Origin of the sequence: Paeniglutamicibacter cryotolerans, from assembly GCF_014190875.1 — a bacterium.
GTDB lineage: Bacteria > Actinomycetota > Actinomycetes > Actinomycetales > Micrococcaceae > Paeniglutamicibacter > Paeniglutamicibacter cryotolerans.
The window spans coordinates 72,154-84,499 of record NZ_JACHVS010000002.1; the positions used below are offsets into that span (position 1 = coordinate 72,154).

11 protein-coding genes and 5 tRNA genes are annotated in these 12,346 nt (G+C 63.5%); 13 read left to right on the forward strand and 3 right to left on the reverse strand.

Annotation, left to right across the window (positions count from 1 at the left end; all coding sequences use genetic code 11):
• Window positions 1-32 precede the first annotated feature (32 nt).
• The 8 genes from E9229_RS19875 (at window position 33) to E9229_RS13525 (ending at window position 6,395) form a co-directional block, all read left to right on the forward strand.
• Window positions 33-1,166: a YlbL family protein gene (locus E9229_RS19875; RefSeq protein WP_183512125.1), complete on the forward strand. Its 1,134-nt coding sequence runs from the start codon at window positions 33-35 to the stop codon at window positions 1,164-1,166.
• Between the two features lie 261 nt (window positions 1,167-1,427).
• On the forward strand, window positions 1,428-4,367 hold the full coding sequence (locus E9229_RS13495) for a UPF0182 family membrane protein (protein WP_183513056.1): 2,940 nt from the start codon (window positions 1,428-1,430) through the stop codon (window positions 4,365-4,367).
• A gap of 186 nt (window positions 4,368-4,553) precedes the next feature.
• Window positions 4,554-4,627 (forward strand) — tRNA-Met (locus tag E9229_RS13500).
• 80 nt (window positions 4,628-4,707) lie between these two features.
• Window positions 4,708-4,784: transfer RNA gene (locus E9229_RS13505), tRNA-Pro, on the forward strand.
• Between the two features lie 181 nt (window positions 4,785-4,965).
• Entirely contained in the window at window positions 4,966-5,142 is a 177-nt protein-coding gene (locus E9229_RS13510; protein WP_221184655.1) for a hypothetical protein, read from the forward strand.
• A gap of 226 nt (window positions 5,143-5,368) precedes the next feature.
• Complete coding sequence (locus E9229_RS13515) at window positions 5,369-5,950, forward strand: hypothetical protein (RefSeq protein WP_183512127.1); 582 nt, start codon at window positions 5,369-5,371, stop codon at window positions 5,948-5,950.
• 215 nt (window positions 5,951-6,165) lie between these two features.
• Window positions 6,166-6,239 (forward strand) — tRNA-Met (locus E9229_RS13520).
• A gap of 79 nt (window positions 6,240-6,318) precedes the next feature.
• Window positions 6,319-6,395: transfer RNA gene (locus E9229_RS13525), tRNA-Pro, on the forward strand.
• Between the two features lie 104 nt (window positions 6,396-6,499).
• Here the strand turns inward: E9229_RS13525 and E9229_RS13530 are convergent.
• On the reverse strand, window positions 6,500-7,051 hold the full coding sequence (locus tag E9229_RS13530; RefSeq protein ID WP_312855709.1) for a dihydrofolate reductase family protein: 552 nt from the start codon (window positions 7,049-7,051) through the stop codon (window positions 6,500-6,502).
• A 400-nt stretch (window positions 7,052-7,451) separates the two neighbouring features.
• Between E9229_RS13530 and E9229_RS19035 the strand changes: the two genes are divergently transcribed.
• From E9229_RS19035 to E9229_RS13540, 5 genes are all read left to right on the forward strand, one after another.
• On the forward strand, window positions 7,452-7,811 hold the full coding sequence (locus tag E9229_RS19035; RefSeq protein WP_221184656.1) for a hypothetical protein: 360 nt from the start codon (window positions 7,452-7,454) through the stop codon (window positions 7,809-7,811).
• A gap of 102 nt (window positions 7,812-7,913) precedes the next feature.
• Window positions 7,914-8,366, forward strand: a complete 453-nt coding sequence (locus E9229_RS19040; RefSeq protein WP_221184657.1) for an NAD(P)/FAD-dependent oxidoreductase — start codon at window positions 7,914-7,916, stop codon at window positions 8,364-8,366.
• Window positions 8,367-8,592: 226 nt separating this feature from the next.
• A complete protein-coding gene (locus tag E9229_RS19045; protein ID WP_221184658.1) occupies window positions 8,593-8,796 on the forward strand; it encodes a hypothetical protein in 204 nt (67 codons plus the stop codon).
• Complete coding sequence (locus E9229_RS19050) at window positions 8,793-8,972, forward strand: hypothetical protein (RefSeq protein ID WP_221184659.1); 180 nt, start codon at window positions 8,793-8,795, stop codon at window positions 8,970-8,972. Before E9229_RS19045 ends, E9229_RS19050 begins: the two co-directional genes overlap by 4 nt.
• Before the next feature lie 85 nt (window positions 8,973-9,057).
• A tRNA-Met gene (locus tag E9229_RS13540) sits at window positions 9,058-9,131 on the forward strand.
• Between the two features lie 211 nt (window positions 9,132-9,342).
• Here E9229_RS13540 and E9229_RS13545 read toward each other — a convergent pair.
• Together E9229_RS13545 and E9229_RS13550 are read right to left on the reverse strand one after the other, a co-directional pair.
• The gene (locus E9229_RS13545) at window positions 9,343-10,086 is read right to left on the reverse strand and encodes a PspA/IM30 family protein (RefSeq protein WP_183512128.1); all 744 of its coding nucleotides are present in this window, start codon (window positions 10,084-10,086) and stop codon (window positions 9,343-9,345) included.
• Between the two features lie 97 nt (window positions 10,087-10,183).
• A complete protein-coding gene (locus E9229_RS13550; protein WP_183512129.1) occupies window positions 10,184-12,172 on the reverse strand; it encodes a TPM domain-containing protein in 1,989 nt (662 codons plus the stop codon).
• Window positions 12,173-12,346: the final 174 nt, after the last annotated feature.

Consider the following 12,346-nt stretch of genomic DNA (forward strand, 5'->3'; position numbering starts at 1 on the left):
GGCGCGGCGGGCGTACTAATGAAAGAGGAACGGTGTCCGAAGAACAGCAGCCGCAGAATCCGGGAGCCACTCCGCTTCCAGCAGGAGCCCAGCAGCCCTTCGGCATCCCCGAGCCGGATCCGCGCGATGTGCGTAGGAGCCGGACGCTGCGCGCCTCGGGCATCCTTGCCGTGGTCCTGGGCTTGAGTGCGCTGGTGCTTCCCACGCGCTTCGTCGTCGAATCGCCGGGCCCGGCGTTCAACACCATCGGCGAGGTGGAAGGGACCAGACTGCTGAGCATCAGCGGAGAGAAAACCTACCCCACCTCCGGCACGCTGGACATGACCACGGTGTACGTCCAGGGTGGCGGCCAGAAACGGCTGCCGTTCCTGAGCGTGTTGGAGGGCTGGGTCAGCCCTCACCAGGACGTGATTCCCGAGGAATTGGTGATCCCGCGGGGAACCACCTCCGAAGAAACCAGCGAACAAAACACCGTTGCCATGGACGACTCGCAACAGCTGTCCACGGCCGCGGCCCTGACCGAACTGCAGATCCCCTTCCGGCAGTCACTCACGGTGGCTGGTTTCGCCACCGACCAGAATTCCCAGCAGGTGGAGGTCGGGGACGTGCTGCTGGGCATCAACGGCAAGCCGATCGTCGGAATGCCGGATCTGAGAGCCGCGCTGAAGGCCGCCGGGGACAAGCCCAGCGAGCTGGAGATTGAGCGTAAGGGGAAGAAGCAAACGGTCACGGTGACCACGACCGCCGGTGCCGAGGGGCAGCGCCAGATAGGCATCTACCTGGGCAATACCTTCAAATTCCCGTTGACGGTGAAGTTCGGCTTGGAAAACGTGGGCGGTCCCTCGGCTGGCATGATGTTCGCACTGGGCATCATGGACAAGCTGACCCCCGGTGCCATGACCGGCGGAAAGGACTTTGCCGGCACCGGTACCATCGCCGTCGACGGCACCGTCGGACCGATCGGAGGGATCGCGCAGAAGCTGGTGGGGGCAAGGGATGCCGGAGCCGAGTACTTCCTGGCGCCAGCCGATAACTGTTCAGATGTCATCGGCCGGGTCCCCTCCGGGCTCGATGTCATCAAGGTGGAGACCCTGCAGGAAGCCCGCACCACCGTTGAAGGCATCGCCGGGGGCAAGGATCCCGCCTCGTTCCCCAGCTGCGGTTAGGGGGTATCGGTTCCGGGGACCTGGATCACGATTACTTCACGGTCAGCTTAAGTGGTGTAGCGGTGGCGCCACGAGGGCGCCGGTCAGGGCAGAATGGATCACAACGAGCATTTTTAGTGCGCAACCCATGACGGTTTCCGTTGAACGGTGAGGTAAAAATTGAGTTTTGGTGCTGATAGTCCCTTCGGTCGGCCACCGGGCGGCCCCGATGAGCAGCCCCCGCGGGAGAAACACGAGGGGCCTCGACGCCCCTCGGCGCTGATGCCGACGATCATCGCCATCGGTGTCCTGGTGGCGGCGTTCGTCTTCTTCGCGAGCATCTACGCCGATGTGCTGTGGTTCTCCCAGCTCGGTTTCGCTCAGGTCTTCTGGACCGAGTACCTGACCAAGGCCGCGATCTTCCTGGCGGCCTTCCTGCTGATGGGTGGTGCGCTGTGGATCTCCCTGCGGATCGCCTACAAGGCACGCCCGGTCTACGCGCCGGACAACGCACGCCAGGACAACCTCCAGCGCTACCAGTCCCAGCTGGAGCCGATGCGCCGCCTGCTGATGATCGGCGTGCCGGTGGTTGTCGGCGGCTTCGCCGCGGCGGCAGTGACCTCGCAGTGGAAGGAGGTCCTGCTGTTCATCAACCAGGTCCCCTTCGGTGACGTCGACCCGCGTTTCGGTATGGACCTCGGTTTCTACGTCAACACGTTGCCGTTCCTCGGCCTGGTCATCGGCTATCTCATCTCCGTGGTGCTCATCGCCGGCATCGCCGGTCTGCTCACCCACTACCTCTATGGCGGAATCCGCATCGAGGAACGCGGCGGCATCGTCATCGGCAAGGCCGCCCGCATCCACACCGGCGTCTTCGCAGCGCTCTTCCTGCTGCTGCAGGCCGGCAACTTCTGGCTCGGCCGCTTCTCGACGCTGCTTTCGCAGGATGGCCGCGTCGCCGGCGCGCTCTACACCGACGTCCACGCGGTAATCCCCACCAAGGCGATCCTGGCCATCGCCGCGGTGCTGGTTGCCATACTGTTCATCGTGGCTGCCTTCATGGGCCGCTGGAAGCTGCCGATCATCGGTACCGCGATGCTGCTGGTCACCGTCGTGGTCGCCGGCGGGATCTACCCGTTCATCATCCAGAAGTACCAGGTCGTTCCCTCGGAAAAGAACCTGGAACGCGAGTACATCGCCGATAACATCTCGATGACGCGCCAAGCATACGGTCTGTCCGACATCGAGGTGACGTCGTACCCGGCCAAGGTGAACGCCGTCAAGGATGCATTGGCCAAGGACAGTGCGACAACCACGAACATCCGCCTGCTGGATCCGAACCTGGTCTCTTCGGCGTTCGCCCAGCTGCAGCAGTTCCGTACCTATTACAAGTTCGCCCCGACGCTGAACGTCGACCGCTACGCCATCGACGGCAAGGTCGAGGACACGGTGATCGCCGTGCGCGAACTGAGCGTGGACACCACCGATTCCTGGGTCAACCAGCACATCACCTACACCCACGGCTACGGCATCGTGGCTGCCTACGGGAACAAGGTTGCCTCCGGAGGCCGACCCGACTTCATGCTCGAGGGCATCCCCACAGAGGGTGTGCTGGGCAGCGACAAGACCTACGAGCCGCGCATCTACTTCGGCGAGCTGTCTCCGGACTACTCGGTTGTTGGCGGCCCCGACGGCTGGGATCCGCGAGAGCTGGACCGTCCGCAGTCCGGATCGGACTCTGCGGACACCCGCAACACCTTCTCCGGCAATGGCGGCCCGAACGTGGGCAACTACTTCAACCGGCTGGTCTACGCGCTGAAGTTCGGTTCCACCGACCTTCTGCTCTCGGACGCCATCAACGCCAAATCCCAGATCCTCTACGACCGCACTCCGAAGGAGCGCGTACAGAAGGTCGCACCGTATCTGACGGTTGACTCGAACGCCTACCCGGCCATCATCGACGGCCGAGTAAAGTGGATAGTCGACGCCTACACCACTAGCGCCAACTACCCGTATTCCACTGCCCAGCAGTTGGAAACGGCTGTCACCGACTCGCTGACCGGCGGCACCCGCACCAATGCCCTCTCCGGGCAGGTCAATTACATTCGCAACTCGGTGAAGGCCACAGTGGATGCCTACGACGGATCAGTCGACCTCTATGCCTGGGAGCCCGATGAGCCGCAGCTGCAGGCCTGGCAGAAGATCTTCCCGAGCACCATCAAGCCGTATTCGCAGATGTCGGGCGAACTGATGAGCCACGTGCGCTATCCCGAGGACCTCTTCAAGGTCCAGCGAGAGCTGCTCGGTAAGTACCACGTGACCTCGCCGGACAGTTTCTATGACTCGAACGATGCCTGGGCCGTTCCGAACGACCCGACGACGCAGCAGGCGGCGAATGCCCCGAAGCAGCCGCCATACTACCTGTCGCTGAAGATGCCGGGCCAGGTGAAGGAAGCGTTCTCGCTGACCTCGACCTTCATTCCGCAGACTTCGGCCGGTGGACAGCAGCGCAACGTGCTCTTCGGATTCCTTGCAGCGGATGCTGACGCCGGTCCAGAAGCCGGGAAGAAGGCCGATAGCTACGGCAAGCTGCGCCTGCTTGACTTGCCGCGCAATACGTCGATTCCAGGCCCGGGCCAGGCCCAGCAGAACTTCGACTCCAACACCACGGTGTCCACGCAGCTGAACCTGTTGCGTCAGGGAGCCTCGCAGCTGAAGAACGGCAACCTGCTTTCATTGCCGGTCGGTGGCGGCATCCTCTACGTGCAGCCGGTCTACATCCAGTCGACCGGCCAGACGGCCTACCCGACACTGCGCAAGGTCCTGGTGTCCTTCGGTGACAAGGTTGGATTCGCCGATACGCTCTCGGAGGCCCTGAACCAGATATTCCAGGGCGATTCCGGGGCCGTGACCAGTGATGGTGGTTCGGGCACCGGCGAAACCACGAAGCCGACGAAACCCGGCGCCACCCAGACCGAGGCGCAAAAGCTCAGCCAGGCACTGGAGGACGCGAACGCGGCCATCCAGGCCGGGCAGGCTGCCTTGGCCAAGGGCGACTTCGCCACGTATGGCACCGAGCAGAAGAAGCTCGAGGGAGCGCTGACCCGCGCCACCGAGGCGCAGGACGCGATCACGGGCAAGGTGCTAGAACCAGCCCCGGCGCCCACGGAGACTCCGGCTCCGTCGGAGACCCCGGCACCACCGGTCGGCGGCAACGGTTAGCAGTTGCCGGACCGTTAGACGAGGACCCCCGCCACACATTGCTCCGGCACTGCATGGCGTGGGTCCTCGTTTTTGAGGCAAAGTCGAGCCAAGGGGCCCGTCGGGGTGTGCTCCATCACTTTTGGCCGGAAAGGGTCTTCTCGATTTGCCGTTTCCCGGGAACTCGGTCATGATTGAGTCATACGCCGCGGGGTGGAGCAGTTCGGTAGCTCGCCGGGCTCATAACCCGGAGGTCACAGGTTCAAATCCTGTCCCCGCCACTGTATGAATGGGCCTGATCAGGAGAAATCCACATCAGGCCCATTCTTTTTACACAGGGGGAATGGCGGCGTATGGAAGACGGGCTATGGCGCAGCTTGGTAGCGCGCCTGACTGGGGGTCAGGAGGCCGTGGGTTCGAATCCCGCTAGCCCGACCAAGGTAAGCCGCTCAAACACTGGGAATCAACCAGCGTTTGAGCGGCTTTTTGTTTTCCCGGCAGGCAGGGGGCTGGCGCGCTTATCTGACCCGCGGCTAGTTGAAAAATTATGAGGTTTGGCTCACGTCGAATGGAGAAGCCAACCCATGACATTTCGACATTTAAAGCGCATCGGTGTCCGGTGCCCGGCCACGCACTTGGCGGGGCCGGAGTGGACGCCATGCCGCTCGCCGCCGTTGCCCTCGGCGGTACGCCACGGGTGCGCAGTGTTTCCCATGAGCCGGGTCTCACCGATGCGATCGCGGCCATGAATGCGGCACCGGAGGCCGGCGGTAACGTCCTCGGCCATTACGAGTAGCGGGTTGAGAGCCATTGCGTTTAGTGCCTATCTACCGGCTTTGGGTTCAGGGTAAGTGGTGCTCAACGCCTCAGCATCGAGGGCCGGGTTGAGGACGATGGGATACCGTTCGCCACGTTCTACGGCGGCTGGCAATGGCCCGGTTTCACCTGGCTCGATTCCGCGGGGTGGGACGCTCAACGCCTCGAAGCTGCGGATCGTGTGCGCCGACGGAGGCGGCATCGCCGTGGCGAACAAATCGCATGTCGATGTTGTACTCCATGGAGTTCAGGTGGCAAACGCCGGCCTTGACAGATTCAGCTACGATGCGGCAGGCGCGCCCGTCACCGCCGAAAATCCGAGCTTCACTGAGAATGCATCGGGCAGCGGTGTCAAGATCGCCAATTCAGCGCTCGCACCACGGCCGGGCACGCTGAGGGGCCGCGAAGCAAATGGAAGCGAGGCCGGCTTCCAGCCGAATGTCACGAACTCAACGTATGCCACGCCCGGATACATGACGACGGTGGCCAAGGGACTCACCGCGAATGAAAACAGTTGGAGGGGTGTGAATGTGGAAGTAGGTGGGGCTTCATCCGCCTCCCCGAAGGACGCGGCAGCGCTCCGCAATACAGGGAACGGCCTTGGCCTCAATCCCAAACGCAAGCATGCGCCCCTCTCCGTTAACCAACGGGAGGCTATCGGCACCGTAGGCACGAGGAGAATGAACGCTGCCGTCGTCCGACCGAACAGCGCGATGTCCGGGACTTCCTGGATGGGTAGGGCGTACTTTGGTCGTGATTCGTCCTCTTCGTGCTTCGCACAATGCTGAAGGACGACGGGTGCAATCGTGAGACTGGGGGGAACACGGTCCCGGGCATCAGCCTGACGTTGTTTTCGGGGCAGGAGCCACCGTGAAGGCGTCAAGGCGTCGGCCGGTACGTCCCGGAGAACCACGGGATCCAGCCCTTAGGGCGGGTGATGACCAGGGTGGAGGGAACCCCGATTTGTGGATCTGCCCGTGCTTGCGTAGGATGGTCTACGCAACGCGGGGTGGAGCAGTTCGGTAGCTCGCCGGGCTCATAACCCGGAGGTCACAGGTTCAAATCCTGTCCCCGCCACTGTATGAATGGGCCTGATCAGGAGAAATCCACATCGGGCCCATTCTTTTTACACGGTGGGAAGTGTCGTTGCGTAACACGGGCTATGGCGCAGCTTGGTAGCGCGCCTGACTGGGGGTCAGGAGGTCGTGGGTTCGAATCCCGCTAGCCCGACCAAAGGCCCGACCGGACGAGAGTCCGGTCGGGCCTTTGCCGCTTCCGGATACGGTTGTTGTCGCGATGCCCTCACGGCTGACTGCGGGGCTCGTCGGCAGCAAGTGCTACCCGGACTTTATTCGCGTGAATGTCAGGTGTATGACGCCGCTGGGGGATGAGATCGCCTCGAGCTCGTATTGCTCCTCGTGGCCCTCCAGCCCGTCCCCATAACCGCACGCCCGGCCCAGAAGGATCGGCACCTGCACCACGTGGAGCAGGTCGACCAGGCCAGTTGCGAGGAAGCCACGAACCACGGTGGGGCCTCCGCTGATACGGACGTCCAGGCCATAGGCCGCCTCCAGAGCCGCTTCGAGCGCCTTTTGCGGTGTGGCGTTGAGGAAGTGGAAGACCGTTCCACCCTCCTTGTAGAGGGCCGGCCGCAGATGGTGGGTCAGCGCGAAGACCGGGGTATGAAAGGGCGGGTGGGGTCCCCACCAGCCGCGCCATTCATCCTCCGTTCCCACCTTGGTCCAGGGCCCGGAATGTGGGCTGAATTTGCCTCGGCCCATGATCTCTGTACCGATGCCTTCGTGGTACCAGTCGGAAAACAGGTTATCGACGCCGATGCCGCCGCCGTCCTGGCCGAGCAAGGAGCGCCCCCGGCGGGTGGCGAACATCCATTCGTGCAGGCGCTGGCCGGCATATCCGAAGGGGCATCGAAGCCGATCCCCTCGCCGGTGGCGAACCCGTCGAATGAGGTGGAACAATTGTGGACGCGGACCATGGGCATGGGACGACCTGCTCTCGGGGGAGTGGCAAGCAGTTCTGGGGCTGCAACTCCAACGAAGGAGCGCGGGTGCGGCTACGGGCCCTTCATCGTCGGTGCCGCCATCGGCGGGGACATCGGGCGGGCCTGGATTCTGCACATGATGCGGTATCCGATGCGGTATCCGATGCGGTATCCGATGCGGTATCCGATGCGGGGCCCGGTGTTTCGTGCCCGGGCACGAGGGACATCGTCGTGATCAGCATCGAAGAACTGAGGGAGATCAAGACCTTCGCCCCGCTGTCCCGGCCGTGCTGGGCTATCTGGCCGGTACCGTGGAGGACATCCGACTGCTGCCCGGAGAGTACTTCCTGCGCGAGGGGAATGGATGCGTCCTGTTCGTCGTGATCGAGGGCTTGGTGGAAGTCACCCAGGGTGGTCAGTGGCGAGGAACCGGTGATCGGGACCCGCAAGGCGGGGCAGTTCTTCGGCGAAGTGCCGATGACGCCGAGCCTCAACTTCCCGGCCAGCGGATGCGCGGCGGGGGAGGCTCGCGTGATCAAGCTGGATGTGACTGCGTATTACACGCTGGCGGCCATGGCAACCTCGCTTCGATGCAGGTGCTGGCCTCCGAACGGCCGGAGGTGGAGACCCGCGTGTTCGGCCCGTGACTCGATGCGAAAGTCCGAGAGCTCTCGACGTTCCTGACCCTAGAACACGTGCCGTTTGACCGGGTGACCATTGATGCGCCGATAGCGGGCGGAAAGTAACCGGTGCTGGAACTGCTCGCCGGATCCCGCTTCGCGGAACCGGTAATGCGGGACGTGGCGCGGGCCGCAGGGCTCGAGGTGGACCCCGCGGACCTTGACTACGATCTCGTGATCCTGGGCTGTGGGCCGGCCCGGCTGCCGGCCGCGGTCAATGGTGCGGCAGAGGGGCTGCGCAGCGTGGTCATCGTGTGCCTGGATTCCGGCGGGCAGACGGGAACATCGGCCCGGATCGAGAACTGGACCGGCTTCCGCTATGGAATATCCGGGGACGACTTGGCAGGCCGGGCGCTGACTCAGGCCAGACACCTCGGAGCGGAAAGCATGGTCACCCGGACGGCGCGGATGATCGACACCCGAAGCCACTCGCTCGTCCTTGCCGGGGAGACAGGGTGTGGGCCGCGGCTGCCATCATCGCCACGGAGGTCGAATGGCGGACACTGCCGCTCCCCTCGGTAGAACGCTTCCCCGGTAGTGGGCTCTACTACGGGGCTGCTCGCAGCGATGCGGGATTGGCTCAGGGGCAGGACATCTACACCGGGGGGGTGGGAAACTCGGCCGGTCAGGCTGCCATCTTCTTCTCCCGCCATGCCCGGTCGGTCACGGTCCTGGGTTCGTGCCCTCTCTCGAATCGCGTATGTCGCGCTAACTGATCGAGCAGACCGAAGCGAATGACGCGACCGGGGTGTGGGTCAGCTCGCAGATCGCGGCACTGCATGGTCAAACCACGCTGGAGGCGGCCGAAGTGCTCGAGACGGTAGCGGGGAAGAGCACACTGAATCCCTTCGCTGCCGTTTTCGTGATGATCGGGGCAGATGCGGTGACCGTCTGGCTTCCGCCCGAGGCCGCGCGCGACGCCCATGGTTTCATCCTCACCGGGGCGACGTGACTTCCACATCACGGTGGGAGCCCCTGGGCCGCCCGTTCGCCCTGGAGGCGAGCACGCACGGTGTCTTCGCCCTCGGAGATGTTCGCTCCGGCTCGGCCAAGCGAGTGGCTGCCGGCGTGGGTAAGGGCGGCATAGCCATCGCTTTCATGCACCAATGCCTGGCCCTGAGGCACTGAGCCGGGAGCCGTAGGGACTCTGGTGGAGCGCACCGGCCCCTCGTTTTGTGGATCTGCACTATGACTGCTAGAGTTATCTACGCAACGCGGGGTGGAGCAGTTCGGTAGCTCGCCGGGCTCATAACCCGGAGGTCACAGGTTCAAATCCTGTCCCCGCCACAGATGAGAGAATCCTCTGACTTGGATAAATTCAAGACAGGGGATTTTCGCTTTAACCCAAAGGGCCCGGATTCGTCGGTGCCCAGTCCGGGCATGGAGACCTCGAAAGCTCCGGCTGGCCAGCTACTCAATTCCTCGGTATGAGCAAACGCACCAAAACAGGTTCGCTCACCGCGAGGTGAGCGAACCTGTTTCCTGATTCCTGGTGGGGTTACTGGCCGGCGCCTTCAATGGCCGGTGTTGCAACACCGGCCTTCAACGCGGCAAGTCGGGCCTCGACCTCGGTCTGTTCGCCCAGATCCTCGAGGGATTCGAACTGGGCGTCGAGGCTGGATGCGGCAAGCTCGCTTGCGCCGCGCACACGGGCCTCTTCGCGGCGGATCTTTTCCTCGAAGCGGTTGACCTCGCTGGACGGATCCATGATGTCGATGCTCTTCAGTGCATCCTGAACCTGGGTCTGGGCCTGGGCAGACTTAGCGCGGGCATTGAGCTCGTCGCGCTTGGCGACCAGCTCCTGGCGCTTGGACTTCATCTGGGTCAGACCGGACTTAAGTTTCTCGACGACGTCCTCTTGGGAGGCAATCGACGGTGCGGCGGACTTGGCCTCGCCTTCGGACTGCATCTGGCGCTGGATGGCCACCTTGGCGAGGGCGTCGAACTTGTCGGCGTCGGCAGAGTTTCCCGCGGCACGCAACTGGTCGGCTTTGGCAGAGGCGGCAAGCGCCTTGTTCCCCCAATCGGTTGCGGCCTTCACATCCTCCGCGTAGTCTTCCTGGGCCATGCGCAGGTTGCCGATGGTCTGGGCCACAGCCGTCTCTGCCTCGGCGATATTATCCGTGTAGTCACGGACCATCTGGTCGAGCATCTTCTGCGGGTCCTCGGCCTGGTCCAGAAGGGAATTGATGTTTGCCTTGGCCAGTTGGGCTACCCGACCAAAAATTGACTGCTTTGCCACGATGACACCTTTCAGTAATGCATTGCTTGCCTGGTTGTAATGACATCCCCAACACGTGCTGTCGGGGATTTAAACACTTTGTGGGAGGTGCTGGGGTCTAGAAGCTGCCGCCGGCACCTCCACCGAATCCTCCGCCGCCGAAGCCGCCTCCACCGCCCCCGCCGAAGCCGCCGAAACCGCCCCCGCCGAAGATGCCGCCACCGGAAGAATGACCTCCGGAGCCGCCGCGCAGGATGGAATCAATGAGGATGCCGCCGAGGATGGCCCCACCGAGACCGTTGTTTCCCCGGCCTCCGCCCATGCCGCCGCCAAAACCGTTGACGTCGTTCTCCGCCTGGCGCGCCGCTTGGTCGGCAAGAGACGCGGCGCGACTTGCATAGGCCAAGGCCGATACCGGGTCGCTGGAGCCCAACCGCAGTGCCTCATCCAGGTTCCGTTGGGCTTCGGCCAAGCGGGTGCGGGCGGTGGCACCCACGCCACCGCGGCGGGCTCGGATGAAGTCATCGGTGCCCTGGATCTTGCCTTGGGCTTGACGAATCATGGCTTGGAGCTGCTCCGCCGCACGCTGAGCCTGCGCTTGGGCGTCCCGGATCGAGTCGAGCGGGGCATCAAGGTCACGGCGTGCCTCGTTTACGGTGGAGAGTAGCGCAACCGGGTCGATGAGCCCGGATTGAACCTGTTGCTGGACCTGTCCCAGAGCCTGTTCAAGGGCCGCGGCCGGTCCGGCGAGCTCCGGATTGCTGCCGTTGCTGATCAGGGCCCTGGCCTGGGCCAGGTCCTGTGCGCCGGCGGATATGGCGGCCTCCATGTCACGCCGGGCAGTTGCCAAGTCGGTACCGGTCTTGCCAATTGCATCGAGCAGCACTGTGGCTTGGTCCAGCGCGTCTTCCCCGGCGCGAAGCGCTACCGCGGCTTCGCTGGTGATTCCCCCGGCCAGCTTCGCCTCGGAGGTCGTCACCGCGTTGTCCACGAAGTCCAGCCGTTCGCCGGCCTCTGCTATGTTCTCCCGGACTTGGGAGAGGGCCGATGTGGAGTACTGGGCGGCAAGTGCATCCATGGATGCCTGATCAGCCGATAGCCGCGCACGCAGTTGTGGGGCGCGTGCTTTGAGATCGGCGATTGCGGCAGGGGCGTTGGCCTCAAGCTCTCGCAGCGACTCGAATTCAGCGGTGTGCTGTTCCAGGGTTTCGTTGACGGCCTCGCAGCGGCGAATGATCTCCGTCAGCCAGGTTCGCTGCTGTTCTTCGGTGTCGGGGATATCGTCATCAAGCTGCTGCTGGAGCTTGAAGGATTCGTTCATATGGGTCTTTGCCGCCTCAATATCGGCAGTGAACGGTTTGACGGCCTCATCCCCGTACTGGGCCTGGGCGAAGCCGACTTCCTGCTGGCTGGAGCGGATGGCATCGTCCGCCGCAATCAGCAAGCTTCCGGCCTTGCTGCGCAGGTCGGGAATGCTCATGGAATCCAGCGGGTCGATGGGCTTGCCATCGGGGCCGGCTGCCGGACGGGGGGCGTCCGTGCCCAGTTTCTTGCGCCGGGTCAGGGCCCATGCGGCGGCACCACCGCCGACGACGACCACGCCACCGATGATCCAGGGTGCAGCTGATCCGCCGCCGGATGCCCTTTCGATCCCCTTGACAGCGGTCAGCGCAGCATCGGCCCACTGCTCCTTGGCAAGCTGGGGCAGCAATGAATCCAGGATCTTCTGCTGGCTTGCGGCAATGGGGCCGGCGCTATTGGGGGTGAACCGGACCAGTCGGCTGTCTACCGCAACGGCAAGAATCGAGTCGTTGGTGCCCATGCCCTTTTTCGTGGCAACTTCCTCGACCCAGGCGTCGGGATCTGTGGGGTCGGTGAATGAGTCGACGTAGATGACGAAGAGGTTCTGACTCGTCTTGGCCCGCATGTCATTGATGGCTTTTTCCACCTCGGTGGCATCGCTGCCGAGAACCCCGGCCTGGTCCACGACGAACTGGCCCGGTGGAATAGTCACCGGGGGCTCGGCGGACGCCGCGGGCGCCAGAAGGAAGACGGACAATGTTGCTGCGGCGGCGGCATATGCCAAGCGCCTGAGCGTAGATCGCATTGAAAACCCTTCAATTTGCTGGGCGGTATGAATCTTGAACACGTTTCATGTGGTCATCAGGCGTATTCAACAACACCGTCAGATCGATTCTATGGCCCGTGAACTAGGCCGTCCACAGCAATGAGTGAAAGAATGGGCCCACTAGGAATTCGGAAGTTGCACAGCTGACGCTCA

Excerpts from the sequence above, each read along its gene's own strand:
- E9229_RS13495 (WP_183513056.1), top strand. The coding sequence starts at position 1,428 with ATGCCGACGATCATCGCCATCGGTGTCCTGGTGGCGGCGTTCGTCTTC.
- E9229_RS13530 (WP_312855709.1), bottom strand. The coding sequence starts at position 7,051 with ATGTTCGCCACCCGCCGGGGGCGCTCCTTGCTCGGCCAGGACGGCGGC.
- E9229_RS13550 (WP_183512129.1), bottom strand. The coding sequence starts at position 12,172 with ATGCGATCTACGCTCAGGCGCTTGGCATATGCCGCCGCCGCAGCAACA.